General features: G+C 34.9%; 22 protein-coding genes and 1 other annotated feature. Of the genes, 15 read left to right on the top strand and 7 right to left on the bottom strand.

All coding sequences use genetic code 11. The features are described from left to right. Positions 1–41 precede the first annotated feature (41 nt). Positions 42–587, bottom strand: a complete 546-nt coding sequence (locus DN393_RS27515) for a helix-turn-helix domain-containing protein (RefSeq protein WP_064476480.1) — start codon at positions 585–587, stop codon at positions 42–44. Positions 588–736: 149 nt separating this feature from the next. Between DN393_RS27515 and dsdA the strand changes: the two genes are divergently transcribed. Both dsdA and DN393_RS27505 read left to right on the top strand, forming a co-directional pair. Continuing rightward, positions 737–2,077: a D-serine ammonia-lyase gene (dsdA, locus tag DN393_RS27510; RefSeq protein WP_064476479.1), complete on the top strand. Its 1,341-nt coding sequence runs from the start codon at positions 737–739 to the stop codon at positions 2,075–2,077. A 158-nt stretch (positions 2,078–2,235) separates the two neighbouring features. Then, on the top strand, positions 2,236–3,483 hold the full coding sequence (locus tag DN393_RS27505; protein ID WP_064476478.1) for a DUF445 domain-containing protein: 1,248 nt from the start codon (positions 2,236–2,238) through the stop codon (positions 3,481–3,483). A 30-nt stretch (positions 3,484–3,513) separates the two neighbouring features. Here the strand turns inward: DN393_RS27505 and exsE are convergent, their stop codons facing one another. From exsE to DN393_RS27485, 4 genes are read right to left on the bottom strand one after another with little or no spacing between them, the layout of a single operon-like run. Further along, positions 3,514–4,470: an exosporium protein ExsE gene (exsE, locus tag DN393_RS27500; RefSeq protein ID WP_064476477.1), complete on the bottom strand. Its 957-nt coding sequence runs from the start codon at positions 4,468–4,470 to the stop codon at positions 3,514–3,516. Continuing rightward, positions 4,467–5,537 carry a hypothetical protein gene (locus tag DN393_RS27495; RefSeq protein WP_064476476.1) on the bottom strand — a complete coding sequence of 357 codons (1,071 nt, stop codon included), beginning with the start codon at positions 5,535–5,537 and terminating at the stop codon, positions 4,467–4,469. Before DN393_RS27495 ends, exsE begins: the two co-directional genes overlap by 4 nt. After that, positions 5,530–5,973 (bottom strand): hypothetical protein, encoded by a 444-nt coding sequence (locus DN393_RS27490; RefSeq protein ID WP_048543328.1) that lies wholly within the window; start codon positions 5,971–5,973, stop codon positions 5,530–5,532. The genes DN393_RS27495 and DN393_RS27490 overlap by 8 nt, the downstream gene beginning before the upstream one ends. Continuing rightward, complete coding sequence (locus DN393_RS27485; protein WP_154131357.1) at positions 5,970–6,452, bottom strand: RNA polymerase sigma factor; 483 nt, start codon at positions 6,450–6,452, stop codon at positions 5,970–5,972. The genes DN393_RS27490 and DN393_RS27485 overlap by 4 nt, the downstream gene beginning before the upstream one ends. Positions 6,453–6,734: 282 nt before the next feature. Between DN393_RS27485 and DN393_RS27475 the strand changes: the two genes are divergently transcribed. The 6 genes from DN393_RS27475 (at position 6,735) to cls (ending at position 13,169) form a co-directional block, all read left to right on the top strand. Beyond that, complete coding sequence (locus tag DN393_RS27475; protein ID WP_000694104.1) at positions 6,735–7,373, top strand: response regulator transcription factor; 639 nt, start codon at positions 6,735–6,737, stop codon at positions 7,371–7,373. 4 nt (positions 7,374–7,377) lie between these two features. After that, entirely contained in the window at positions 7,378–8,478 is a 1,101-nt protein-coding gene (locus DN393_RS27470) for a sensor histidine kinase (RefSeq protein ID WP_098537374.1), read from the top strand. A 136-nt stretch (positions 8,479–8,614) separates the two neighbouring features. Then, a complete protein-coding gene (locus tag DN393_RS27465) occupies positions 8,615–9,553 on the top strand; it encodes an ABC transporter ATP-binding protein (protein ID WP_001093809.1) in 939 nt (312 codons plus the stop codon). Positions 9,554–9,590: 37 nt separating this feature from the next. Further along, the gene (locus DN393_RS27460; protein ID WP_064476474.1) at positions 9,591–10,700 is read left to right on the top strand and encodes an ABC transporter permease; all 1,110 of its coding nucleotides are present in this window, start codon (positions 9,591–9,593) and stop codon (positions 10,698–10,700) included. Between the two features lies 1 nt (position 10,701). Beyond that, the gene (locus DN393_RS27455) at positions 10,702–11,847 is read left to right on the top strand and encodes an ABC transporter permease (protein ID WP_000651861.1); all 1,146 of its coding nucleotides are present in this window, start codon (positions 10,702–10,704) and stop codon (positions 11,845–11,847) included. Positions 11,848–11,957: 110 nt separating this feature from the next. After that, positions 11,958–13,169: a cardiolipin synthase gene (gene cls, locus DN393_RS27450; protein ID WP_064476473.1), complete on the top strand. Its 1,212-nt coding sequence runs from the start codon at positions 11,958–11,960 to the stop codon at positions 13,167–13,169. A 52-nt stretch (positions 13,170–13,221) separates the two neighbouring features. Here cls and pyrH read toward each other — a convergent pair whose 3' ends face one another. Further along, positions 13,222–13,965, bottom strand: a complete 744-nt coding sequence (gene pyrH / locus DN393_RS27445; RefSeq protein ID WP_064476472.1) for a UMP kinase — start codon at positions 13,963–13,965, stop codon at positions 13,222–13,224. Between the two features lie 377 nt (positions 13,966–14,342). Here pyrH and DN393_RS27440 point away from each other — a divergent pair, with 377 nt between their 5' ends. The 6 genes from DN393_RS27440 (at position 14,343) to DN393_RS27415 (ending at position 24,478) form a co-directional block, all read left to right on the top strand. Next, positions 14,343–15,614: a cation:dicarboxylate symporter family transporter gene (locus DN393_RS27440; RefSeq protein WP_000713278.1), complete on the top strand. Its 1,272-nt coding sequence runs from the start codon at positions 14,343–14,345 to the stop codon at positions 15,612–15,614. Positions 15,615–15,638: 24 nt separating this feature from the next. Continuing rightward, positions 15,639–17,078 (top strand): aspartate ammonia-lyase, encoded by a 1,440-nt coding sequence (gene aspA, locus DN393_RS27435; protein WP_000224183.1) that lies wholly within the window; start codon positions 15,639–15,641, stop codon positions 17,076–17,078. Between the two features lie 75 nt (positions 17,079–17,153). Then, positions 17,154–18,866: an oxaloacetate-decarboxylating malate dehydrogenase gene (gene malS, locus DN393_RS27430; RefSeq protein ID WP_142289438.1), complete on the top strand. Its 1,713-nt coding sequence runs from the start codon at positions 17,154–17,156 to the stop codon at positions 18,864–18,866. A gap of 65 nt (positions 18,867–18,931) precedes the next feature. Then, a complete protein-coding gene (locus DN393_RS27425) occupies positions 18,932–20,230 on the top strand; it encodes a sensor histidine kinase (protein ID WP_081257374.1) in 1,299 nt (432 codons plus the stop codon). Positions 20,231–20,232: 2 nt separating this feature from the next. Continuing rightward, the gene (locus DN393_RS27420; protein WP_064476470.1) at positions 20,233–21,165 is read left to right on the top strand and encodes a response regulator; all 933 of its coding nucleotides are present in this window, start codon (positions 20,233–20,235) and stop codon (positions 21,163–21,165) included. Between the two features lie 118 nt (positions 21,166–21,283). Continuing rightward, positions 21,284–24,478 carry a DEAD/DEAH box helicase gene (locus DN393_RS27415; RefSeq protein ID WP_149174126.1) on the top strand — a complete coding sequence of 1,065 codons (3,195 nt, stop codon included), beginning with the start codon at positions 21,284–21,286 and terminating at the stop codon, positions 24,476–24,478. A 100-nt stretch (positions 24,479–24,578) separates the two neighbouring features. Here the strand turns inward: DN393_RS27415 and DN393_RS27410 are convergent, their stop codons facing one another. Further along, a complete protein-coding gene (locus DN393_RS27410) occupies positions 24,579–24,713 on the bottom strand; it encodes a DUF3934 domain-containing protein (RefSeq protein ID WP_000047588.1) in 135 nt (44 codons plus the stop codon). A 405-nt stretch (positions 24,714–25,118) separates the two neighbouring features. Further along, positions 25,119–25,377 (top strand) — a binding site (T-box leader). 70 nt (positions 25,378–25,447) lie between these two features. On the opposite strand from DN393_RS27410, the gene asnA reads away from it, so the two are divergent. Further along, positions 25,448–26,431: an aspartate--ammonia ligase gene (gene asnA / locus DN393_RS27405; RefSeq protein ID WP_061676615.1), complete on the top strand. Its 984-nt coding sequence runs from the start codon at positions 25,448–25,450 to the stop codon at positions 26,429–26,431. Positions 26,432–26,483 lie beyond the last annotated feature (52 nt).

Raw genomic sequence — 26,483 nt, 5'->3', positions numbered from 1 at the left:
GTATGGAGTGTGTCCGTACGTGGCTATCTTTTTATTATATATTAAAAAATTGGAGGAGTAACAGAAAATAAAACAATGGCATTTTTCTCGAATTGATTTATCCATTTATGTTTTAAATAAGCGGGTATTTTTACGCTATCACCCGTTTCTAATATGTATTTTTCTTCATTTAAATGTAATGTGATTTTCCCGTCTAATACGTATGCTAACTCTTCACCTTTATGTTCTAGTACATTTTCTGATGAAGCTGTATTCGGTGGAACAGTCATAATTGCTGTTGCTAAATTTCCTGTGAAATCAGGTGATAGCATTTCATATGATAAATTATCGATAATCATTTTTTTTCGTTTATGAGAACGTACAATTAAATCGTCTGTATTTGTATCTTCCAGTAAAAAGCTAAATGTTGGAACATCTAACGCTTTAGCGAGTACTTTTAATGTTTGAATAGAAGGGTTAGCAGACCCACGCTCAATTTGACTTAACATAGATGGTGTTATACCTGCCATCGTTGCTAGTTCTTTACTCGTTAAACCTTTTTCTTTTCTTTGTTTTTCAATTTTTTTACCGATATCTATATTTTCCATGATAAAAGCTCCTTACTAATTATTAAATTATATTTAAAAAAATTAAATTAAAATTAACTTAAGCGAATAATTTATGTTAAACTATATTTAAATTAATTTAATTATAATTTATTGAATCGTAAGCTACAAGGTTATGAGGAGGAAGAGAAATGAAGGGAATAGAGAAATTAAACGAGGAATATCCACTATTAAATAAATTAATCGCAACAGAAGAAGTGTTTTGGGTAAATCCGAACATGGAAAAGTATGAAACGGCAATAAAAGATTCCCCATTGAATGAAGAGAATGTAAAAGATGCGGAAGAGAGGTTAAAGCGTTTTGCACCGTACATTGCGAAAGTTTTTCCGGAAACGAAAGAAACGGGCGGCATTATAGAATCACCTTTAGTGAAGATACCTACTATGAAACAGTCTTTAGAGAAAAATTACGGGAAACCTATATTAGGTGAATTACTATTAAAATGTGATAGCGGGCTTCCGATATCAGGATCCATTAAAGCTAGAGGTGGCATTTATGAAGTGCTGAAGCATGCGGAGAAATTAGCTTTGCAGCATGGAATGTTAACAGAAGAACATGATTATTCCATTTTAGACAGTGATACATGTAGAGAGTTTTTTGCGAAATACTCAATTGCGGTAGGTTCTACAGGTAATTTAGGACTAAGCATTGGGATTATGAGTGCAAAACTAGGTTTTAACGTAACTGTTCATATGTCAGCAGACGCAAAAGAATGGAAAAAAGATTTATTAAGAAGTAAAGGTGTAGAAGTTATTGAATATGAAGCTGATTATAGTAAAGCAGTAGAAGAGGGGCGTCAGCAAGCAGATGCAGATCCTAGCTGTTATTTTGTAGATGATGAAAACTCACATGATTTATTTTTAGGATACGCAGTAGCAGCATCGCGTTTACAAAAGCAATTAAAAGAGTTAGAGATTGTAGTAGATGAAGAGCACCCTTTATTTGTTTACCTTCCGTGCGGAGTAGGGGGCGGACCTGGCGGAGTCGCATTTGGTTTAAAGCTATTGTATAAAGACAACGTGCACTGTTTCTTTGCGGAGCCTACGCACTCTCCATGTATGTTACTCGGTTTAATGACAGGACTTCATGATAAAATTGCCGTTCAAGATATAGGGATTGATAATGTAACAGACGCGGACGGACTAGCGGTAGGAAGACCGTCTGGATTTGTCGGTAAAACGATGGAACCATTTTTGAGTGGAAATTACACAGTAAGTGATGAAGAGTTATATAGATTGCTAAAAGAACTAGCTGATACGGAAAATATTTATTTAGAGCCCTCTGCGCTAGCGGGAATGATAGGGCCAGTGAAAGTGTGTAAAGAAGATGAGTATTTACAAAAGAAACAGTTAATGGAGAAGATGAAGAAAGGTACTCATATTGTGTGGGGAACTGGCGGTAGTATGGTTCCAGAAGATGTGATGAATGGGTATTATAAAACAGGTGAGTCATTAACAATATTAGAAAAATGAGGCTAATTGTGGCCTCATTTTTTATTTATATGACATATGTATTATTATAAATTCTTTGTTATTTTCGCATTAGTTCATTATAGTATAGATATAAAGAACGAATAGCAAATAAATATAACAAAAAGCATTATTTTACATAATAAGAGGATGTGTATACGATGTCATTACAGACTAAATATATAGCGGGTATTTCGCTTGGGGTTATGGGAGTAGGTTTTGCGGCTTCTATCCCGTTTCAAGGAACGGTAGCAGGTGAGATTATACAAGGGGGATTTGAAGCTGGATTGGTTGGCGGACTTGCGGATTGGTTCGCAGTTACAGCATTATTCCGTCATCCGATGGGAATTCCAATTCCACATACAGCGTTATTACCTAAAAACCGTAAACGAGTAACGAAAGGGCTCATTCATACGTTAGAAAATGAATGGCTGACGAAAGAAAGTATTACGAATAAAGTAAAAGAAATGCAGTTAGCACAAATAGTATTGCAAATTGCTGAAAGAGAAATGCAGTCTGACGCTGTGAAAAAAGGAATTGTAACGATTGCGGAGAAAGCGATTGTTACGATAGATACGGAAAAATTAGCGGTTATTATTGAAAAAGAATTAAAAACATATTTGCATACCATTAATACAAGTAACATATTACAAGTGCTTGTTGATCAATTAGTTGTGCAAGAATATGATGAAAAGACACTTGATTACATTTTAGTAAAAGTGAAAGATTGGACAGCGCAAGATGAAGCGCGTTATCAGCTCGGAAGCTTAGGTATGAAGGCGATGGAAAACATAAAAGTAGATGGATTTTTACAGTTTACTTTGAAATCATTTATGAATATTGTAGATGAAGATAAAATTGGTGGCATTTTGCAGAAGTTTATTATTAGCAATATTAACAGCTTACAAGATGCAGATAATAGCACAAGACAACTTATATTAGCGAAAATTCGTCAAGAAATTATAAATGTAAAAGAAAATGAAGCGTTACTACAAGAATTAGAAAATTGGAAAGAAAAATGGATTGCCAATTGGGATGCTACTGACAAAATTAAAGAGATGCTGGAGCAAGTACAACAAAGGGCAATTACTTTTGTGAAAAATGAAGAATTTACGGATAAATATGTTATGCCATTTTTACAAAAACAAATGAATAAAATAAAAGAAGATGAACAGATTGTTCAAAAAATAGAAGAGTGGTTACAAAAACAAGTTGTCACACTGGTTGAAAAGAATCATTCGAAAATCGGAAAACTTGTACAAGAAAATCTTGATAAGTTAGATGATAAAATGTTAATTGAAATGATTGAAAATAACGTCGGTAAAGATTTGCAATGGATCCGAGTAAACGGAGCGGTTTGCGGATTTATGATTGGATTAGTATTAGAAGGAATTAAAGCGATTATATGAGAAAAACCTTCCACAATTGTGGAAGGTTTTTTATTTTTCAATAATACTCATATTTATATTATAAGCTTTCTCAATATTTAATTTGTACGTCCCATTTCCTGTTTTAATCGAATTTTTATACCAATGTTCTTGCTCGTTGAATTCTGGATTTTCTTCTGAAGAATTATTTTCTTTTTTCGTTAAATCTTCAACTTGTTCCCAAGGTGTGTTTCCATGTGCTTCTTTTTTGTTTGTTACGGCGATTAAAGATACATCGCTTTCTTTCGTTAAATGAACAGATACATTTGAACTTTCTTGTACAAACCAATTATTTTGTAATTGACCTGGATAAAGGGATAGCTCGTTATTTGAAGCACGAACTTCTACATTTTTATTTTGCGGAAGAACGAGTGTCGGTTTGACCTGTGGTGCTGAATTCCATAACGTATGTTGAACTGGTAATGATTTTAAAGTGATATACATCGTTTCCCCAGCTGTTTGAACTGAAAGAAAATCTTCTTGTTTTAAATTGAGTTTTTCATTAGCTTTCGTCGACATTTCATATGTTCCAAGAAGGTGAATTTGATTTGTATTATTTCCCTCTATTGTTAGAGGATAATGCCCTGCATCCACTACGATTTTTTTGATAGATTCAGGTATATCAAGTTGTTCACTTGGAATATTACTCGTTTGGCGAGTTGTATGAATAGAATGACGAACTTCATCTAGTAATCCAGTGGATAATAAACAGTAAAAAGCAATTCCGACGCTTCCTAAAACGCCGATAAAGAAAATACTAAAAATATCATATTTAATAAAGGATTGTTCCTTCTTAGAAAATAGAAGGTATAGTAAAATTTCCACGCCAAGTATGACAAGTAAAACAGGCCACCAAGCTGTTAAGGAATCTAATACCTCAGTACCTTTTATAACTGAAAATAGTAAGAAGCAACCTAATGAAATAATAGAAAGCCCCATTGAAAATGTTCCAACGCGCCATGTTCTCATTCTTGTGTACCACCTTTGTTTTCTTTATTTCCAACTAACAATTTAAAGCCGCCACCAATTAAGAGGAGTGCAACGATAGATGTTTGGAAATAGCGATAATACAGTTCGCTAAGATGAATGTTAAATATAGTTGCAAAGTAATCATTCAAAATAGGAAGGACTGTTTGATCTAATAAATAATAACCACCAAGTGTAATTAACCCAATACCGATCCATCTTTGATGATTGATAAAATAATCAATGATAGGTTCGTCATGTACACGTTCTTTTCCATACTTTGCAGTTTGTTGTAAAGCGTCAAAAAAGCTATAGAACCAAATGATTGGAACTAAAAATAAAAACGCTGAAAGTCTTAATAAGTCGAGTAAATATATAGAAAGTAAAAAGGCTGCCATAAGCTGAAGGCCCCGGCGTTGTAAGCCTAAATACATATGTCCTGCTCCGGGGAACATCGCTAAAATAGAAGCGAATGTTTTATTCTTCTTTCCTTGTTCACGATGCTCTTCAAACTCTTCGAAAATAGTACGATCATCTAGTTGCTCGCCACGTTCTTTTTTCTGGAGTTGCTGAACAACATCAAAGAAATTGTAAATCCATAAAACAGGTAATGTAATAAGGAAGATAAGGAAACTTTCTTGCGATGTTAAAAGTGCAACGAAAATAATCATACTTCCGATTCCTGTGCAAGCTACTAAAAATGTAAGTCCACGTTGCATAAGTCCTAATTGAAAATGTCCAAGTCCAGGGATGATGGATAGGAGAATGATATAAAATCGTTCGCTTTCTTTAGAGGACTCTGTAAATTCTCCTGCAGCTTGTTTTTTCGATTGGTTAATAATAGTGATAACTAAATCTAATAAATTGATCGCCCATAAGACAACTAGTAAAAATAGAGAAAGAAAAGCAATATCACGCGCACCTAATGCTATTGTACAAAATGCTGCAAAGATAAATAGAAATACAGCCCCTCCGCTATATAAAATAAACCGTCCAAATTTCTTTAAATATAAATGTCCAAGCCCGGGAATTAGCCCTAATACAAGTGCTAAAAAGGGATTTTTATTCATGCTTTGAACCTCCGTCCTTTTTTGATGTGTCTACCGATTTGTTTACAATTTGTTGTGAGATAGAAGACTCGTTATGTTTTGAAGATTTCTCGAAATTTGATGTCGCTGTGAAAATATATTGGAATAAACCACTTACCATAAAAATAATTGTAGCCGCAGTCGCAATTATGTAGTGAATAATGGTGCGCTTTAGTGAGTTTGTTTTTATATTTTCATTAGGTTGTAGCGTTTCAAAATTAATTTGCGTCATAACTTCGTTCGTAAATGAATCATCATTTATCATTGGAAGGTTTTCATGTTGTTCATCGATACTTTCCATATAAAGTGCTAAACAATGATCACATTCATAAAGGTGTTCTTCCATAGATTCACGTCCATTGCTTTCTATAAAATCTAAAGTATAATTGCGCCAATCCTCTTTTGAATAATGCATCATAGAAACTCTTCCTCCTTCCAATGTTTTTTAATCCATTTTCTTGCCCGGTACAGTTTCATTTCGACTGTTTTCACTTCGATGTTTTCCTGTAAAGAAATTTCTTGATAACTTTTTTCTTCTAAGTAATGTGCGAGAACGACGTCACGGTAATTTTCGGGAAGTTCTCTCAGTTTTTGAGCAATGAGTAATTTTTGCTCTTTCGTCAATAATAAAGCCTCAATATTATGAGAGGATTTTATATTTTCCCCAGTTTCTTTACATAAGGAGAGTTCTTCGTTTTCTCTAGCTTTCTTCCTTTTATAATCAATAGCGTGATTGGTGGCAATACGTGCCATCCACGTTTTTAATCCGCGAAATTGATAATTTGGGAGAGAGGCGTGAATTTTTAAGAATACTTCTTGTGTAACATCTTTCGCATCTTCTTCATGTCTTAAAATAGAAAAGATAACTTGAAAAATATAATGACGATATGTTTGCACAAGGATACGAAAAGCATGTTCGCTTCCTTGCTGTGCTTTTTCAATTAATTGTTTTTCCTCAATGGGTCTCTCCCTCCTTTTTGACGCATTCTATTATATAGACGTAAGAAACGATTGGACACCCTACACATGTTGTAAAAAAAGAATAATATATTTTTAGGAAGGAAGCTATATGAAAAAGGTGTGAAAAAATGGTAAAAAGAAGTATATAATGAGCAAGTGGGAAATGTTACGTGAAGAAAGGATGTGAATGTTAGTAGGGGAAGGTCCATACTAACAAACATGAAAATTAAAATATTAATAGCGGATGATAATTCTTTTATTAGAGAAGGCATGAAAATTATTTTAAATACATATGAAGAGTTCGAAGTAGTAGATACTGTGAATGATGGGAAGGAAGCGGTGGAATATTGCAAAAAGAACGACGTTGATATCGCTCTTTTAGATGTCCGTATGCCAAATATGAACGGGGTAGAGGCAACGAAATTTATTTGTGAAGAAACGGAAACGAAACCACTAATTTTAACGACGTTCGATGATGATGAATATATTTTGGACGCAGTGAAGAACGGGGCGAAAGGTTATTTATTAAAAAATAATGATCCAGAGCGTATTCGTGATGCAATAAAAGGAGTATATAACGGTCAAACTGTTATGCAAGATGTAGTGCTTGATAAAATTAAGAGCAATTTAATGGAGAGCAAAGAGGACGAATGCAAAATAGATACAAGTCTTTTTACAGAAAGAGAACTTAGTATTATCGCATTAATTGCGAAAGGTTTTTCGAATAAAGAAATTTCAAAGCAACTTTTCATATCAGAAGGAACGATTGCAAATTATATTACATCAGTTTTAGGGAAAACTGGACTTGAACATCGCACACAAATTGCAATTTATTATTTAACAGGGAAAGTAGATTAAAGATATGGAATTTTGGTTAATTGTAAGTAAATTAATTGTCTTTATATATATTGTGTTTAGTTACATTTATTTAAATGTTGTGAACTTACCATGGATTATACTTACTTTGCTTTTATATCTTTCTGTAAATGTGCTGATCTCTATATTTAAACAAGATACGTACAAAAACATATTATCTAGTCTGTCAATTGGCATAGTTATATTATTTACATGGAAGGTTCATCCGTTTTTTATATTATTTTTACCATTGAACTTATATGAAGTTATATTTCGTTATATAGAGAAGAAATGGCAGCTCTTTATCATTATGATGATTCCTATTATCTTTACAGAAGAAAGTATTCGAATGACATATGGATTAATTGTTACATTTTCTTTTATTGTATTAACTATGGCAGAACGGTATATATCGCGTGTATTAAAGCTTGAATCACAAAATGATAAGATGCGAAAAGATATGCAGCGGCTGACGAAAAGCTTACATGAAAATAAAGAATACATAAAGCAATCGGAGTACACATTTAAGTTAGAAGAGAGAAATCGGTTGTCACAAGAAATTCATGATAAAATTGGCCATTCGATGACAGGGGCGCTAATTCAAATGGAAGCTGCAAAGAGGTTAATGGGGATAGATAAAGAAAAATCTGCCGAGCTATTACAAAATGCAATTCATATTTCAAAAGATGGAATTGAAAGTATTCGGGTTACATTAAAAAATATGAAGCCGCCAACTGAGCAAATTGGTATTCATCGTATGAAATTATTCATAGAGGAATTTGCCGGTAAGCATGAAATAAATATTCCTTTCGTATATAAAGGGAATTTAGATATGATTTCACCGATTCAGTGGAAGATTATCGGTGAAAATGTTACGGAGGCACTAACGAACGCGATGAAATATGCTGATGCGACAGTCATTTCAATCGATATTCATGTACTTAACAAGATGGTGAAAGTACAAGTGAAGGATAACGGAAAAGGTGCAACTCTCGTTAAGAAAGGTCTAGGGATTATGGGGATGGAGGAGCGAACAGCATCAGTAAACGGAAAAATTATTGTAGATGGAACAAGTGGCTTTTCAGTAACAATGCTGTTGCCGATATAAGAGAATGGGACGGAGATGAATCATCTCATATGAAAAAAGTGAATAATCTCATGTGAAAAGAATGAACTTCTGCACTGAGCAGGTTCATTTTTTTTGTTTATACTAAAAGCAGAGAAATCGAAATAGGGGTGAAATGATGAATACATTAGAAATTAAAAATTTAACGAAAAAATTTGGTGATTTCATCGCGGTAGATAATATGTCTTTATCTATTAAAGAAGGAGAAATATTTGGCTTTTTAGGGTCAAATGGTGCTGGTAAGAGTACAACGATAAATATGATTGCTGGGTTGTTAAGGAGTAATGAAGGTGAAATTAGCATATTAGGAAAAAATATAAAGAAACATAATCGATTTGCGAAGATGAATATCGGTATCGTTCCGCAAGATATTGCGATTTATGAAGAGTTAACTGCCTATGAAAATGTGAAATTCTTTGCTGGATTGTACGGTTTAAGAGGAGCAGAGCTAAAAGCGAGAGTAGAGGAAGCGCTTCAGTTTGTGGGGCTTAGTGATAAACATAAAAGTTACCCGAAAAACTTTTCTGGCGGGATGAAACGAAGACTGAATATCGCTTGTGCGATCGCTCATAGACCGAAGTTAATTATTATGGATGAGCCGACAGTTGGAATTGATCCACAGTCAAGAAACTATATCCTTCAGTCTGTTCGGAAATTAAATGAAATGGGAAGTACTATTATTTATACGAGTCACTACATGGAAGAAGTAGAAGAGATTTGTTCTAAAATAGCAATTGTAGATCACGGTAAAGTGATTGCAGAAGGAACGAAAGAACAGTTAAAAGCGATTATTACTGATACGAAAGACATTTGGGTTGAAGTGAAGTCAGTAGAAAATTTAGATGTAGAAAAGTTAAAAGAGATAAACGGTGTGAAAGCTGTTCAAGTTGAAGAGAACGTAATCAAGGTAAACTCGGATGCAGGAGTAAATAATTTAAATAAAATTATTCAGCATTTCATTAATCATGACATTGAAATTCGTTCGTTAGAGGAGCAGGCCCCGAACTTAGAAACAGTATTCCTTACGTTGACTGGAAGAAACTTACGAGATAAATAAAAGGTAAATGAAGAAAAGGTAAAGGGAGGTTCATCAATTGAACATCTTCAATATTGCAGTTATGCATATTAAAAGAGATTTCAGGGACGTAAGAACTTTAGTTTTTATGTTAGCATTTCCGATTGTACTAATGCTTGTGTTAGGAACAGCGTTAACGAATGCATTTGATAGCGATAGTCAAGCGATTAAAGATATACAAGTGCTCTACAAAGATGAAACGAGTAGCACATTTTCTCAAACGTTCGAAGCATTTACGAAAGAAGTCGATAAATCGGGTATTCATTTTAAAAAAGCTTCCGGCAGTATAGATGGGAAAGAAGAAGTGAAGCAAAATAAATATGCTGCTTATGTAGAATTAAATAAAGATGGTGCGAAATTTTACGGAAGTGACAAAAGTAGTATTGAGGGAAGTATTGTGGAAGGCATGCTTACAACATTTATTGATAAGTACAATGTAGCGGCCGAAGTTGCAAAAGTTGATCCTAGTAAGGTGGGCACGGTTATTTCAAGCGGAAATCATAATGATTATATAAAAGAAACATCTTTACAAGCTGCACAAAAGCCAGGTTCTATGGATTACTACGCGGTTGTAATGACAACGATGATTGCACTATATGCTGCGATGGGAGCGAGTTCTTTAATTCGAGGAGAACGAATACGTAAAACAGGAGATCGTCTCATTGCTGCACCTATAAGTAAGGCTGAAATATTCATTGGAAAAGTACTTGGTAGCCTAGTAGCAAATGCTCTGTGCATATTACTCGTCATGTTATTTAGTAAATTTGTTTTTCAAGCGAATTGGGGCGACCATCTTGGAATCATATTTCTTATTTTATTAACACAAATTTTTCTAGCAATTAGCTTCGGTTTAGGAATTGGATATATTACAAAAACACCGGAATCATCTAGAGCAATTATTATGGTTATTGTGCAATTAGCCTCTATTTTTGGTGGTGCATATTTCGTAATAGAAGAAAATTTCGTTACGAATTTATCACCATTAACGTGGGCAAACACAGCTGTTATGAAAATTATTTATGCAAATGATGTAGGAGCAGCACTACCGGTAATATGTTTAAACCTTGGCATTTCAGCACTCTTTTTATTAATTGCAATTATTGCATTACGTAGACGGGAGGGGCTATAGTATGAAAGATATTTTATGGCTCATACAAAAAACGTTATCTGTCCTTTTGAAAAATAAAAAAGGGTTATTCATTATTATTAGTTTGCCGATAATCGGAACACTAATCTCCTTCTCGATGTATGGGAATATGGGGCAAGGGACGTTAAATATCGGGGTTATTAATAAAGAAAATCAATCTATAGCAAATGATACGGTGAAATTTTTAGAAGGATTAAATCATGTAAAGGTAAGTAAAATTAAAGAATCTGAAGTAGAAGATAAACTCACTTCCAAAAAACTTGATGGAGTTATTACATTAGATTCTGGTTTTTCAAAAAGTGTTCGAGAAGGGAAACCAAATCATATTGAAATTTCATCGATTAAAGGTGATCAAGTAACAGGATTTATAAAATCATATTTATACAATTATATTGATAATGTAGCAGCTATTAGTAAAGTAGCAGGAACAGATCAAAGTGCATTTGATACTATGTACGCAGGATATCAAAAAGGTTCATTTAAAATGAAAACTGAGACGCTAGAAGATACTTCGAAAAATAAAGATATGACAAACCAAACGATGGGTTACCTTATTATGTTTATGCTATTTTCAGCAGCGAACTTATCAGGTTATATTTTAAAAGAAAAAGAAAATAGAACGTATTTTAGACTCTTATCAACGCCGATAGATGGGAAGAAATTCATATTATCTAATGTCGGGGTAAATATGCTGCTATTAACAGTACAAATTCTGATTACAATCTTATTCCTAACGAATATTTTTCATATAAATATCAATATGCCTTTCATAGTGATGATTGGTGTACTCATGCTATTTGCTTTAATAGCGATTGGAATATCGTTAGTCCTTGTCGCTTTTTCGAAAAACTCAGCATCAGCAAATGCACTGCAAAATATGATCATTGTACCGACATGTTTACTGGCTGGATGTTATTTTCCATATGACATTATGCCGAAAGCGGTGCAAAAAGTAGCTGATTTTCTTCCACAGAGATGGCTATTAGACACAGTATCAAAACTACAACAAGGAATTCCGATTTCAGATTTGTATTTAAATATTTTAATCTTATTTGCCTTTGCGGTAGCATTCTTCTTAATTGCTATTTATAAGTTTGGAAGAAATAATGATGCGAGAAACTTTGTTTAATATGAAAAGGGTGTGACGTTAAGTCGCATCCTTTTTTGTATGAAGCATGAAATCTAAATTTGAATGACAAAATAGAAAGGTGGAAAGAAAATGAGCGGAAGGAAATCAAAATGATTAAAAAAATATTGCGAGTTACTTCTATTGTAATTACTATTTTCGTTTTTGTTTTAATTTGGATGCATATTGACGTTACGCTCGGAAGAAAAATGGAAGTCGGGAAAAATATGCCGACAGAGTACGCTCCTCATTATAGTGATTTTCAATTATATGTAGAAGGAAAGTCATTTTATAAACAGTTATTTACTGATATAAGAGAGGCGAAGCAATCTATTTACACGTACTTTTTTATTTTGTCGGATGATAAAAGTAGCCATACTTTTTTAAACTTATTAAAAGAGAAGGCAAAAGAAGGAGTAAACGTCTATTTATCAGTTGATCGCATTAATGATTTATCATTTGAAAGAAAGATGAAAAATGAATTGCGGGAAAGTGGTGTGCATTTTACATATAGTAGAAAACCTGAATTGCCATTCGGATTTTATTCACTTCACCATCGTAATCATCGCCGTATTACGACCATTGATGGCGAGATTGGCTATACGGGTGGTTTTAATATGGGAGATGAGTACTTAGGAAAAGATAAACGATTTGGATATTGGCGTGATTATCATGTGCGGCTTAGAGGAGAAGGAGCGAAAGATTTAGAAGAGCAATTCGCTTTAGATTGGAAACGAGATACGAAAGAACATATAAAAAGAAGTACGAATAAAGCTAGTAAAGGGAACACATTACATACGATGACTAACTATAATGGACATTACGTCGCTGAAAAGTATATCGAATTAATAAAACAAGCGAAGCATTCAATTGTCATTACAACACCTTATTTTATAGCGAAAAATAAAGAATTTATGAATGCTTTAATGGAAGCGCAAAAACGTGGTGTCACAGTGAAAATACTTTGGTCATATAAACCAGATATTCCACTCATTAAAGAGGCAGCGTATCCTTATATTCGTCAAGCTGTTAATAATGGGATTAAAGTATATGGTTATAAAAAAGGAATGTTTCATGGAAAGTTAATGCTGATTGATAATGAACTAACTGTTATCGGTACAACGAACATAACGGCACGTAGCTTTTATATTAATGATGAGATGAACTTGTATATTCACGGTGGGACTATCGTATCAGAAGTGAATGAGGCGTTAACAAAAGATTTTCGTGATTCAAAAGAGATGACGAAAGAGTTTTTTGAGACGTTATCGTTTTGGGAGCGGTGTAAGGAGAAATTAGCAGGATTGGTGGATTTTTATTTATAAAGGTTAATGGAAAAGGGTGTCTTTTATAGACACCCTTTTTAATGAGAAATCATTAGTTTTCATGCATAAGCAATGAAGCATCATCATTAATCAATGTCCCCACATGCTCACCTAAGCAAATTCTTTTCATAACTCCAGGCTCATCAAAGTTAAAGACGTGTGCTGGCAAATTATAATCACGGGCAAGTAATAAAGCGGCTTGATCCATTACTTGTATGTTTTGCCTAACGATGTCGTTATAGTTTAGTTTTCTGTACATTTTTGCTGATTTATTATGTTTTGGATCACTAGTAAAGACGCCATCTACTCCTTGTTTTGCGACTAATATAGCGTCACTATTCATTTCAATGGCTCTTTGGACACTTGGATAATCTGTCGTAACAAATGGTTGCCCGTTACCACCTCCAAAGATAATGATATAACCGTTATCTAAATGATGTACTGCGCGTAGGCGGATATATGGTTCAGCTACAGCATTAAACGGGATGGAAGTCATAACGCGTACTTCTTTATTTGTTTTACTTGTTAAAACGCCGCGTAGCATTAGACTGTTGATAATTGTACCTAACGTACCGATATTATCCGCTTCTACACGATCAATTCCCCATTCTTCAGCTAAATGGCCTCTGAAAATGTTACCGCCTCCGATGACAATAGATACCTCGATACCTAAATCAACAATGGATAAAATCTCGTTTGCGATATGTTCTAATCTTTTGGAGTTAAAGCTATTTCCGGTTTGATCGGCAAGTGCACCGCCGCTTAATTTAATTAAGACACGTTTATATGGCCTCATAACAATTCCCCCTATATAGATCGCAATAAAAAAGGAACAAAGGCAAATGCCTTTGTTCCTTTTTTAGAAAATGAAAAAGAAAAGAAGAAGATAAGACGAATTTTTGTACATAATTTTTCATATCATCCACTCCTTTTCATTTCGATTTGTTGTAAGTATATATCTTTTTGATTATACGAAACAATCTGATTACTTATCAAGTATATTTTATTTCTTTTTAATGAAAAGGTGTCAATGAAAAAGAAAAGAAAAATTTTCGAATTTTTTGTGACGAACTTGTAGGTTTTTGTATGATTTTGTAGGTTCGCCTATAAGATGTGTGAGTAAGCTTTTATAAATACGAAATGAAAGCGTTCGCATGAAGGGGATGAACATAAATGAAAAAATTCGGATTGGCAACACAAATTTTTGTCGCGCTTGTTTTAGGGATTGTAGTAGGGGCAATCTTTTATGGCAATAAAACGGCGATTTCTTATATCACACCAATTGGGGATATATTTATTCACTTAATTAAAATGATTGTAGTACCAATTGTTATTTCAGCATTAATTGTTGCGGTAGCTGGTGTAGGAGATATGAAGAAGCTTGGGAAACTGGGCGGTAAGACAATTCTTTATTTCGAAATTATTACGACGATTGCTATTTTAATGGGATTACTTGCGGCGAATATATTCCAACCAGGTACTGGCGTTGATATGAGTAACTTACAGCAAAGTGATATTTCTTCTTATAAACAAACAGCAGATGCTACAGAGAAGAAAGGTTTTGCTGAGACAATTGTTCATATTGTACCGAAAAACGTATTTGAATCGATTGCACAAGGTGACTTATTACCGATTATTTTCTTCTCAGTATTATTCGGTTTAGGAGTTGCGGCAATTGGAGACAAAGGAAAGCCCGTCTTTAACTTCTTTGAAGGTGTACTCGAAGCGATGTTTTGGGTTACAAATCAAGTTATGAAATTTGCACCATTTGGTGTATTCGCATTAATTGCAGTTACGGTTGCAAAATTTGGTGTAGCAACACTACTTCCTTTAGGAAAACTAGTGCTAGCTGTATACGTAACTGTTATACTATTCGTTGTGATTGTATTAGGTATTAATGCACGAATGGTTGGCGTAAACATTTTTACATTAATGAAAATTTTAAAAGAAGAACTTATTCTTTCATTTACGACAGCAAGTTCAGAAGCTGTTTTACCTAATATAATGAGAAAAATGGAAGAGTTCGGTTGTCCAAAGGCAGTTGCCTCTTTCGTTATTCCGACAGGTTATACATTCAACTTGACTGGATCGGCTATTTATCAAGCGTTAGCGGCATTGTTTGTTGCACAAATGTACGGTGTGCACATGTCACTGACAGAGCAAATTACGTTATTATTCGTTCTCATGTTAACATCCAAGGGTATGGCGGGAGTTCCAGGTGCATCGTTCGTTGTTGTATTAGCAACGTTAGGTTCAATGGGATTACCACTAGAAGGTATCGCGTTAATTGCGGGAATTGACCGCATTTTAGATATGATTCGCTCATCTGTCAATGTATTAGGAAATGCATTAGCGGCCATTGTTATGTCGAAGTGGGAAGGCGAATTCGATAATGAGAAAGCAAAACAATATGTAGAAACAGTCAAAGAAACAAAAGCAGCATAAGAAATCGTTAAGGAGTGAATAATCATGGCAACATTAACTGAAGTTAAAAATGGTGTTCGAATTGAAAAAGATTTTTTAGGTGAAAAAGAAGTGCCAAACTATGCGTACTACGGCGTACAAACAATGCGTGCAGTAGAAAACTTCCCAATTACAGGATACAAAATCCATGAAGGCTTAATTAAAGCATTCGCAATTGTAAAAAAGGCTGCAGCGCTTGCTAATACAGATGTAGGAAGATTGGAATTGAACAAGGGCGGCGCGATCGCAGAAGCCGCTCAAGAAATTCTTGATGGAAAATGGCATGATCATTTCATCGTAGATCCAATCCAAGGCGGAGCAGGTACTTCAATGAATATGAATGCAAATGAAGTCATGGCCAATCGTGCTCTTGAATTATTAGGAATGGAAAAGGGAGACTATCATTATATTAGTCCAAATAGTCATGTAAACATGGCGCAATCAACAAACGATGCATTCCCAACGGCGATTCATATTGCAACATTAAATGCATTAGAAGGCTTATTACAAACGATGGGTTATATGCACGATGTATTTGAATTAAAAGCAGAGCAGTTCGATCATGTTATTAAAATGGGTCGTACACATTTACAAGACGCTGTGCCAATTCGTCTTGGACAAGAATTTAAAGCGTATTCTCGCGTACTTGAACGTGATATGAAACGTATCAAGCAATCACGTCAACATCTATATGAAGTAAATATGGGAGCAACTGCAGTTGGTACAGGCTTAAATGCAGATCCAGAATATATTGAAGCAGTTGTAAAACATTTAGCTACAATTAGTGAACTGCCACTTGTTGGTGCAGAAGACTTAGTAGATGCAACGCAAAATACGGATGCATACACAGAAGTATCAGCAGCACTAAAAGTATGTATGATGAATATGTCTAAAATTGCGAATGACCTTCGCTTAATGGCATCAGGTCCACGTGTTGGCTTAGCGGAAATTATGTTGCCTGCTCGTCAACCAGGTTCATCTATTATGCCAGGGAAAGTAAACCCTGTTATGCCAGAAGTAATTAATCAAATTGCGTTCCAAGTAATTGGTAACGACCATACAATTTGCCTTGCTTCAGAAGCAGGACAATTAGAATTAAACGTTATGGAACCAGTACTTGTTTTCAACTTACTTCAATCTATTAGCATTATGAATAACGGTTTCCGTGCCTTTACAGATAATTGCTTAAAAGGAATTGAAGCGAATGAAGATCGCTTAAAAGAGTATGTTGAGAAGAGTGTAGGAATTATTACAGCCGTGAACCCTCATATCGGTTATGAAGCAGCAGCTCGCGTTGCGAAAGAAGCAATTGCAACAGGTCAATCCGTTCGAGAACTTTGTGTGAAAAACGGTGTACTGTCACAAGAAGACTTAGAGTTAATTCTAGATCCATTCGAAATGACGCACCCAGGGATTGCAGGAGCAACTCTTTTAAAGAAAAATTAAAAGAAGAGGGGGGACAATCCCCTCTTTTTTGTTTACAATATAGAAATGCTATATATGAATAGAGGTAGGGATGTTATGAGTAAGTTTACAGTAGCTTCTAATGGTTCATTAGAAACGACATTAAGAGGAGTAGAAGTATTATCGACACCACTTTTAAATAAAGGGGTCGCTTTCACGCAAGAAGAGAGAGAAGAATTAGGTTTAAAAGGGTTATTACCGCCAGCAGTTTTAACATTAGAAGAACAAGCACGCCGAGCGTATGAACAATTTTGTTCTCAGCCGGATGATTTATTAAAGAACGTATATTTAACAGCGTTACATGATCGAAATGAAGTATTATTTTATCGTATATTAACAAATCACTTACGTGAAATGTTACCAATTGTATATACACCAACAGTCGGTGTAGCAATTCAAAGGTATAGTCATGAATACCGTAAACCGCGTGGTGTGTATTTATCAATTAACGATCCGTCGGGTATCGAAGAAGCATTCGCCAATATCGGTGCAACAGCTGAAAACATTGATTTAGTCGTTGTAACAGATGGAGAAGGCATACTTGGAATTGGTGACTGGGGTGTTGGTGGTATAAACATCGCAATCGGGAAATTAGCTGTTTATACGGCCGCAGTTGGTATCGATCCTAGCCGTGTATTACCGGTAATTTTAGATGTGGGTACAAATCGTGAGGAACTATTAAACAATCCATTTTATATTGGAAATCGTCACCCTCGTATAACTGGTGAAGCTTACGATGAATTTATTGATACATTTGTACAAGCAGTGAATAAACAATTCCCGAAAGCACTTTTACATTGGGAAGACTTTAGCTCTCGAAATGCACGAAAAATTTTAGATAAATATCGTCATGATATTTGTACATTTAATGATGATATTCAAGGTACAGGTGCAGTTTCACTTGCTGCTGTGTTATCGGCAGTGAAAGTTTCGGGTGTACCACTAAGTGAACACCGCGTTGTTGTGTTTGGTGCTGGTACGGCTGGAATCGGTATCGCAGATCAAGTTAGAGATGCAATGGTCCGCGTTGGCGTATCAGAAGAAGAATCATATAAGCGTTTCTGGTGCATTGATCGTAACGGGTTAGTTACAGATAATATGGAAGATCTTCTTGATTTCCAAATTCCATATGCAAGAAAAGAAGCGGAAGTAAGTGAGTGGAAGAAAAATGATATGATCGGACTTGCTGAAGTTGTGAAACATGTAAAACCGACAATTTTAATCGGTACATCAACTGTTGCAGGTGCATTTAAAGAAGAGATTATTAAAGAAATGGCTTCTCACGTAGAAAGACCAATCATTTTACCAATGTCGAATCCGACGCCACTTGCTGAAGCAAAACCAGCTGATTTAATCGAGTGGACAGAAGGAAGAGCATTAGTTGCAACAGGAAGTCCATTTGAACCAGTTACATACAACGGTGTAACGTATGTGATTGGACAATCAAATAATGCACTTATTTTCCCGGGACTTGGTCTTGGAACAATTGTCGTACGTGCAAGCGTCATGACGGATGGAATGTTTGCAGCAGCTGCTGAAGCAGTTGCAAGCATGGTAGATACAAGTCAGCCAGGAGCACCTATCTTACCAGAAGTTGAAGAGTTACGTAATATCTCGGAAATGGTTGCAATTGAAGTAGCGAAAGTTGCCGTTGCAGAAGGTGTTGCTAGAGAGAACTTAAGTGATAACGATATCAAGATTGCAGTGAAAGAAGCAATATGGGAGCCGGAGTACCGCCAAATAAAAGCGGTAGAAAAGGTTAGAATATAGAAATAAAGCCCGTTTATTATAATAAGCGGGCTTTCACTTTTTTATTGTCGAAAAAAGTATAGGAAGTGGCACCTTTGAATTGGAATCAATTATGGAAGAAAGATATATCCCTTTTAATTATATTAATGGTTGTTGTTCCGATTGCTGGAGAGCTTAATTTTCATCCTTTTAACGATACGTTTCGCGTTAGCTTTGGGACACCGCTTTTCTTCTTTTTATTACTATTTTTAAGAAGAATACCAGCAGCGGCTGCAGGTATTCTTGTCGGTATATGTGTCGTTTTATTCCGTGTATGCCTTGATTGGATCATGCAAGGTTCATTTCATATGACAGAATCATTTTATTTGCGCTATGCTGTGTTCTTTTATTATTTTATTTATGGAAGTCTTTTTTCACTTTTTAGGGTGAATAAGTTTCATCAGAAACCAATTGTTATTGGGTGCCTTGGAATTACAATTGAAATTATCGCAAGTATGTCAGAACTTGCGATTTATCATATGGTAGTGCTCGGTACAACAATAACAGTTTCTGAAGTGAATAAATTAATTATTATTGCTATTTTCCGTAGTTTCTTTGCACTTGGCTTTTTAAATATGATGATTTTATATGAAACGAAATTAAAAGAGTCACAAGTCCGAAAAGAAAATGAAAAAATGTTAATGCACCTTTCAAATTTATATGTAGAATCTGTTCACTTGAAAAAAACGTTACAAAATGCAGAGTTGATTACACAAGAAGCATATCAACTATATCGGAATTTACAGACAAGCGATGATTCTAGCAGTAAAATAGCATTGAAAATAGCGGGAGAAGTACATGAAATAAAAAAGGATAATCAAAGAATTTTTGCAGGGTTATCTAAACTGTTATTAGATAAAAATGTGGCTGAGTATGTAGAAGGTCATGAGCTTACAGAAATGATCGTAAGAATAAATGAGAAATATGCTGAAATGCTAGGGAAAGATATACGTTTTTCTAAACATATAGAAGGTGAACACGCTGCATATCACGTGTATACAGTGCTATCAATCTTTAATAACTTAGTTGCAAATGCAGTGGAAGCAATTGAAGATAGAGGTCTCATTCGTATTAAGTTATATAAACGAGATCAACATGTAATCTTTGAAGTAATTGACGATGGCCCTGGTATTGCACAAAAGTATAAGAAATTAGTATTTAAGCCAGGGTTTACTTCCAAGTATGATCAAACAGGAACACCGTCAACAGGTATTGGACTTTCTTACATACACGAAATGGTTACAGAGCTCGGCGGAGAAGTAAGGTTAGAAGACAATGAAACTGAAAAAGGGTGTAAGTTTATCGTTTGTTTACCGGAGTGCAGTTTAAAGCGGGAAGGGGAATAGGTTTGTTTTATTATATCGTAGATGATGATGAAGTTTTCCGTTCGATGCTTTCGCAAATTATTGAGGATGGCGATCTTGGGGAAGTAATTGGAGAATCGGAAGATGGAGCGTTTATTGAAGCAGAACAGCTAAATTATAAAAAAGTAGATATTTTATTTATTGATTTACTAATGCCGATGAGAGATGGCATTGAAACAGTTCGCCATATAGCATCTTCGTTTTCTGGGAAAATTATTATGATTTCCCAAGTTGAATCGAAACAGCTCATTGGTGAGGCGTATACACTTGGTGTGGAATATTATATTACGAAACCACTAAACAAAATAGAAGTAGTATCTGTTGTACGAAAAGTGATAGAGCGTATTCGTTTGGAACGTTCTATATATGACATTCAAAAATCATTAAATAATGTGTTTCAGTGGGAAAAGCCGCAAATGCGTAGTGAAACAGTGCAAGAAGGAAAAAAGATATCAGATTCAGGACGCTTCTTACTAGCAGAACTCGGTATTGCGGGAGAGAACGGAAGTAAAGATTTACTTAGTATGCTGGAATATTTATATGGACAAGAAAAGGCGCAAACATTTGAATTTGGATTTCCTGCTTTAAAAGATATCTTTCACCAAATAACATTAAAAAAATTAGATCATATAACTTCGGATGCAGATATAGATAAGGAGAGAAAAGCATCTGAACAACGTGTAAGAAGAGCAATTTATCAATCCTTGAATCATTTAGCTTCCCTTGGACTGACAGACTTTTCAAATCCGAAATTTGAAAGTTATGCTCCGAAGTTTTTTGATTTCACTGTAGTTAGAAAGCGGATGACAGAAATGACAAAGGATGAAGTAGCAACTTCTGGCCATATACGAATTAATACGAAGAAATTTATTCAGGTGCTGTATTTTGAAGCGAAACGGTTGATGGAGATAGAGTGAAGAAGGTGCTTATAAATAAGTACCTTTTTTTGTTAAATCTATATTTTATATTTTCTCGTTGAGCATGTAAAATGTTAAGTAAGAGAAAATGGTTTTACATTAAGGAAGTGTCAAAACAATGAGCTTTACATTAAATAAATCGATTATAAAAGAAGTATGCGGAGAGACCTCATATAAAAGAGGCGAAGCTTATTATAAAGCAAATAAAGTAATTGTGAATCATTATGATGAAACGAAAGAAATTTGTGAGGCGACGGTAAAAGGGAATGAAGATTTTCATGTTACAGTAGAAAAAGCTAAAAAAGGTGATGTAGTTGCGAGATGCAGTTGTCCTTCATTAGCGTCTTTTCAAACGTACTGTCAACATGTTGCAGCCGTACTAATACAAATAAATTATAATCAGCAAACGGGTGGCATGGGCTCTGTTAGTAGCAGAAGTGATCAATTAACAAACGGGATGTTTCAGTTGTTTGCAGAAAAACCACTGAGGCCCAAAAGTAAACAACACCGTTTTGATACACGTGAAATATTAGATGTGGCGTTTATCTGTTCACCAGTAGCAACGAAAAGCGGTGGGGCCCTTCTTGGAATTCAGTTAAAACTTGCGAAAACATATTTTATAAATCAGATTAGAGAATTTCTTTCTAAAGTGAAGAAAAGAGAGACTTTTCATTGTTCCAATGAATTTACATACACGCCAGATGTACATAGTTTTAAACAAGAAACGGACGCGATTATACAACAACTCATTAAAATATATCATAACGAAAAAATGTATGAAGATGCACTAGAAGTACATGCGAAACAAGATGAAAGTATGATATTCATACCGCCAGCTTCGTGGAAAGATATGCTCTCTTCACTTTCTAAAGTTGAGTATGTACAACTGAAACAAAATGAACAACAGTTTCAGGGCTTACAAATTTCAAACGGTTTATTGCCATTACATTTTGAGTTTACGAAAGGAAATAATGGTGGATTCACACTTCATATAGACGGCCTAAATCGTGTTCAAGTTATGGAAATGTATAACAACGCTCTTTACGATGGGAAATTATATCATTTACCTATGGAAGATTGTATGCGACTTATTGAATTGCAAAAGATGATGAATCGCTCAAATAGCAATCAGTTTTATATTCCTGAAAGTAAGATGGAACATTTTGTAGCGAAAGTTGTGCCAGGATTAATGAAACTTGGAACGGTACGAATTGATAAAGTAATATCAGATCGTGTTGAAACGCCGTCGCTAAAAGCAAAACTGTATTTAGATCGTGTGAAAAATCGTTTGTTAGCAGGTCTTGAATTTCATTATGGAAACGTCATGATCAATCCGTTAGAAGAAGACGGACAGCCGTCTGTTTTTAATCGTGATGAGAAAAAGGAAAAAGAGATTTTAGACGTTATGAGTGAAAGTGCCTTTGCGAAAACAGAAGGCGGTTACTTTATGCATAATGAAGAGGCGGAGTATAACTTTTTATATCACGTCGTTCCGTCGTTAAAAGGATTAGTTGATATTTATGCGACGACAGCAATTAAATTACGTATTCATAAAGGGGATACAGCACCACTTATTAGAGTGAGAAGAAAAGAAAGAATTGATTGGTTATCATTTCGTTTTGATATAAAAGGAATACCGGAAGCAGAAATTAAAGGTGTATTAGTCGCTCTTGAAGAGAAACGCAAATATTACCGATTAGCGAATGGTTCTTTATTATCACTAGAGAGCAAAGAGTTTAATGAAATTAATCAGTTTGTAAAAGAATCGGGTATTCGAAAAGAATTTTTACACGGGGAAGAAGTGAATGTTCCGCTTATTCGGAGTGTGAAATGGATGAGTGGACTTCACGAAGGTAATGTTTTAAGTTTAGATGAATCTGTGCAAGATTTAGTTGAAAGTATTCAAAATCCGAAAAAATTAAAGTTTACAGTGCCGCAAACTTTACATGCTGTAATGAGAGAGTATCAAGTATACGGATTCGAGTGGATGAAAACACTTGCCCATTACCGTTTTGGTGGTATTTTAGCAGACGATATGGGGCTTGGAAAAACGCTGCAAAGTATTGCTTTTATAGATTCTGTTTTGCCTGAAATTAGAGAGAAGAAGCTGCCTATATTAGTCGTTTCTCCGTCATCTCTTGTTTATAATTGGTTAAGTGAATTGAAAAAATTCGCTCCGCATATTAGAGCAGTGATTGCAGATGGAAATCAAACAGAGCGGCGAAAAATCTTAAAAGATATAGCGGAATTTGATGTCGTAATTACGTCATATCCATTACTGAGAAGAGATATAAGATCGTATGCAAGGCCATTTCATACACTGTTTCTTGATGAAGCACAGGCGTTTAAAAATCCTACAACGCAAACTGCAAGAGCGGTAAAAACGATTCAAGCTGAGTATAGTTTCGGACTAACGGGAACGCCTGTCGAAAATTCATTAGAAGAGTTATGGTCTATCTTCCATGTCGTATTTCCGGAATTATTACCAGGAAGAAAAGAATTCGGTGATTTAAGGCGCGAAGATATAGCGAAGCGCATTAAACCTTTCGTATTAAGACGATTAAAAGAAGACGTATTACAGGAGCTTCCAGATAAAATAGAGCACTTACAGTCATCGGAGTTATTACCAGATCAAAAGAGGCTTTATGCTGCTTATTTAGCGAAGTTAAGAGAAGAAACGTTAAAACATTTAGATAAAGATACGTTACGTAAAAATAAAATTAGAATTTTAGCTGGTTTAACGAGACTGCGACAAATTTGTAATCATCCGGCTTTATTCGTTGATGATTATAAGGGGAGTTCAGCTAAATTTGAACAACTGTTAGAGATACTAGAGGAATGTAGAAGTACTGGTAAGAGAATTTTAATCTTTTCTCAATTTACGAAGATGCTGTCTATTATTGGTCGTGAGTTAAATCGTCAAGCGATTCCATACTTTTATTTAGACGGGAGTACACCATCACAAGAACGTGTAGAGCTATGTAATCGATTTAACGAGGGGGAAGGGGATCTATTTCTCATTTCTTTAAAAGCTGGTGGTACGGGTCTTAACTTAACGGGTGCCGATACGGTTATATTATACGATTTATGGTGGAATCCAGCTGTTGAACAACAAGCAGCAGATAGAGCATATCGAATGGGACAAAAAAATACAGTACAAGTTATAAAATTAGTAGCCCACGGAACAATTGAGGAAAAAATGCATGAACTGCAAGAGAGTAAGAAAAATTTAATCGCTCAAGTGATTGAGCCGGGAGAAGAGAAATTATCATCAATCACGGAGGAAGAAATTCGAGATATTTTAATGATTTAATATAAAAAGCTATGCCTTCAAATGTATGAGTGCATAGCTTTTTTGTTGTAATAATTATATTTTGTTTTGTACAAAGTAAAGAAATCAAATGTTATTTAAATTACTTCTTTGTACCTTTACTTTTGTATGGCTTTGCAGCTGCCTTTTTCTTTGCACTTGATTGCCAACGATTCCATCCTTTACTTCCTGTACCTTGCCCTACACCTTTTTTCGGTTTTGCTTTCGTTTTACTCATATGATCACTCCGTTATATAAAAATCTTATTTGATAATAGTCAATGATTTAGAAAATACTCTTTATAAATGACTATGATTACTTTAAGTAAAAATAAACTGCTTGAATGCTATAGTATAACATGAATTTGCAAGTAAACTGAAAGGAATTACAAAGAAAATGAAAATAATACGAAATACTGCGGATTCTATATTTCGAACGATTACATTACTTGTTGTGTATATGTTAGTCTCGGTTAGTGAAACGTTTTTTGGATTGACAAGGCAAAAGAAGTGAAGATGTTATATTGAAAACAATCAATAAAGCCGTAAAATAAAGAATTGAAAAATATTTTTAAATTTTTGTTGACTTTCTTTATTTTTTGTATAGAATAATCATTAATAAAATGTTTCAGAGATGTGACAACAAAACGACTATGAAAGGACGAGTAGTAGTAGGATGTAGTCTAAGCGAGTCAGGGGTGGTGTGAGCCTGATACGAAGCCTATTATGAAGAACCTCCTGGAGTTGCTAACCGAAATCCTTTACAGGAAAGTAGACTTAGCCGGGAACTTCGCCGTTACAAGAAGAACAGTATCGAGATATTTCATCTCCGTATTTTATAAGTGAGCAACCTCTGTTGCTAATTTGGGTGGTACCGCGGAACCAAAGTCTTTCGTCCCAGTTTTTTGGGAAAGAAGGGCTTTTTTTGTTGGCTTCTTTTCACAACATCCAAACATTTTAGGAGGAAACCACCATGTATCAATCATTAATGACAGTAAGAGAGACTCAAATCGCAATTAAGGAAGTTAAAACATTTTTCGAGGATCAATTAGCAAAACGCCTTGAACTATTCCGCGTATCTGCACCATTATTCGTAACGAAAAAATCAGGATTAAACGATCACTTAAACGGTGTAGAACGCCCAATTGAATTTGATATGTTACATTCAGGAGAAGAATTAGAAATTGTTCACTCACTAGCGAAGTGGAAAAGATTCGCATTACATGAATACGGATATGAAGCTGGTGAAGGTTTATATACAAACATGAACGCGATTCGTCGTGATGAAGAACTTGATGCAACACATTCCATTTACGTTGACCAATGGGATTGGGAAAAAATCGTTCAAAAAGAATGGCGTACTGTAGACTACTTACAAAAAACAGTACAAACAATTTATGGAATATTCAAAGATTTAGAAGACCACTTATTTGAAAAGTATCCGTTCCTTGGAAAGTATTTACCAGAAGAAATTGTTTTCATCACTTCCCAAGAACTAGAAGATAAATATCCAGAATTAACACCGAAAGATCGTGAACATGCAATTGCGAAAGAGCATGGTGCAGTATTCATTATCGGAATTGGTGATGCACTTCGTTCAGGTGAAAAGCATGATGGACGCGCAGCTGATTATGATGATTGGAAATTAAACGGTGACATTTTATTCTGGCACCCAGTATTACAATCTTCATTCGAATTATCATCAATGGGAATTCGTGTTGATAGTAAATCACTTGATGAGCAGTTAACGAAAACAGGTGAAGACTTCAAACGTGAGTATGATTTCCATAAAGGTATTTTAGAAGACGTACTACCATTAACAATTGGCGGTGGTATTGGACAATCTAGAATGTGCATGTACTTCTTACGAAAAGCACATATCGGTGAAGTTCAATCTTCTGTATGGCCTGACGATTTACGTGAAGCTTGCAAGAAGGAAAACATTCATCTGTTTTAATAGAAGAGAGAGGATAACTCAAAGAGTTATTCTCTCTTTTTTATTGTGTAAA

The organism is Bacillus sp. BPN334, assembly GCF_008368885.1.
Lineage (GTDB): Bacteria > Bacillota > Bacilli > Bacillales > Bacillaceae_G > Bacillus_A > Bacillus_A wiedmannii.
The sequence above is the reverse complement of the archived record's forward strand: the minus strand, read 5'-3'. Positions and strand labels throughout refer to the sequence as shown.

What these genes read in the sequence shown, in the direction of transcription:
- DN393_RS27515 (WP_064476480.1), bottom strand. Translation starts at nt 587, where the DNA reads ATGGAAAATATAGATATCGGTAAAAAAATTGAAAAACAAAGAAAAGAA.
- dsdA (WP_064476479.1), top strand. Translation starts at nt 737, where the DNA reads ATGAAGGGAATAGAGAAATTAAACGAGGAATATCCACTATTAAATAAA.
- DN393_RS27505 (WP_064476478.1), top strand. Translation starts at nt 2,236, where the DNA reads ATGTCATTACAGACTAAATATATAGCGGGTATTTCGCTTGGGGTTATG.
- exsE (WP_064476477.1), bottom strand. Translation starts at nt 4,470, where the DNA reads ATGAGAACATGGCGCGTTGGAACATTTTCAATGGGGCTTTCTATTATT.
- DN393_RS27495 (WP_064476476.1), bottom strand. Translation starts at nt 5,537, where the DNA reads ATGAATAAAAATCCCTTTTTAGCACTTGTATTAGGGCTAATTCCCGGG.
- DN393_RS27490 (WP_048543328.1), bottom strand. Translation starts at nt 5,973, where the DNA reads ATGATGCATTATTCAAAAGAGGATTGGCGCAATTATACTTTAGATTTT.
- DN393_RS27475 (WP_000694104.1), top strand. Translation starts at nt 6,735, where the DNA reads ATGAAAATTAAAATATTAATAGCGGATGATAATTCTTTTATTAGAGAA.
- DN393_RS27470 (WP_098537374.1), top strand. Translation starts at nt 7,378, where the DNA reads ATGGAATTTTGGTTAATTGTAAGTAAATTAATTGTCTTTATATATATT.
- DN393_RS27465 (WP_001093809.1), top strand. Translation starts at nt 8,615, where the DNA reads ATGAATACATTAGAAATTAAAAATTTAACGAAAAAATTTGGTGATTTC.
- DN393_RS27455 (WP_000651861.1), top strand. Translation starts at nt 10,702, where the DNA reads ATGAAAGATATTTTATGGCTCATACAAAAAACGTTATCTGTCCTTTTG.
- cls (WP_064476473.1), top strand. Translation starts at nt 11,958, where the DNA reads ATGATTAAAAAAATATTGCGAGTTACTTCTATTGTAATTACTATTTTC.
- pyrH (WP_064476472.1), bottom strand. Translation starts at nt 13,965, where the DNA reads ATGAGGCCATATAAACGTGTCTTAATTAAATTAAGCGGCGGTGCACTT.
- DN393_RS27440 (WP_000713278.1), top strand. Translation starts at nt 14,343, where the DNA reads ATGAAAAAATTCGGATTGGCAACACAAATTTTTGTCGCGCTTGTTTTA.
- aspA (WP_000224183.1), top strand. Translation starts at nt 15,639, where the DNA reads ATGGCAACATTAACTGAAGTTAAAAATGGTGTTCGAATTGAAAAAGAT.
- malS (WP_142289438.1), top strand. Translation starts at nt 17,154, where the DNA reads ATGAGTAAGTTTACAGTAGCTTCTAATGGTTCATTAGAAACGACATTA.
- DN393_RS27415 (WP_149174126.1), top strand. Translation starts at nt 21,284, where the DNA reads ATGAGCTTTACATTAAATAAATCGATTATAAAAGAAGTATGCGGAGAG.
- DN393_RS27410 (WP_000047588.1), bottom strand. Translation starts at nt 24,713, where the DNA reads ATGAGTAAAACGAAAGCAAAACCGAAAAAAGGTGTAGGGCAAGGTACA.
- asnA (WP_061676615.1), top strand. Translation starts at nt 25,448, where the DNA reads ATGTATCAATCATTAATGACAGTAAGAGAGACTCAAATCGCAATTAAG.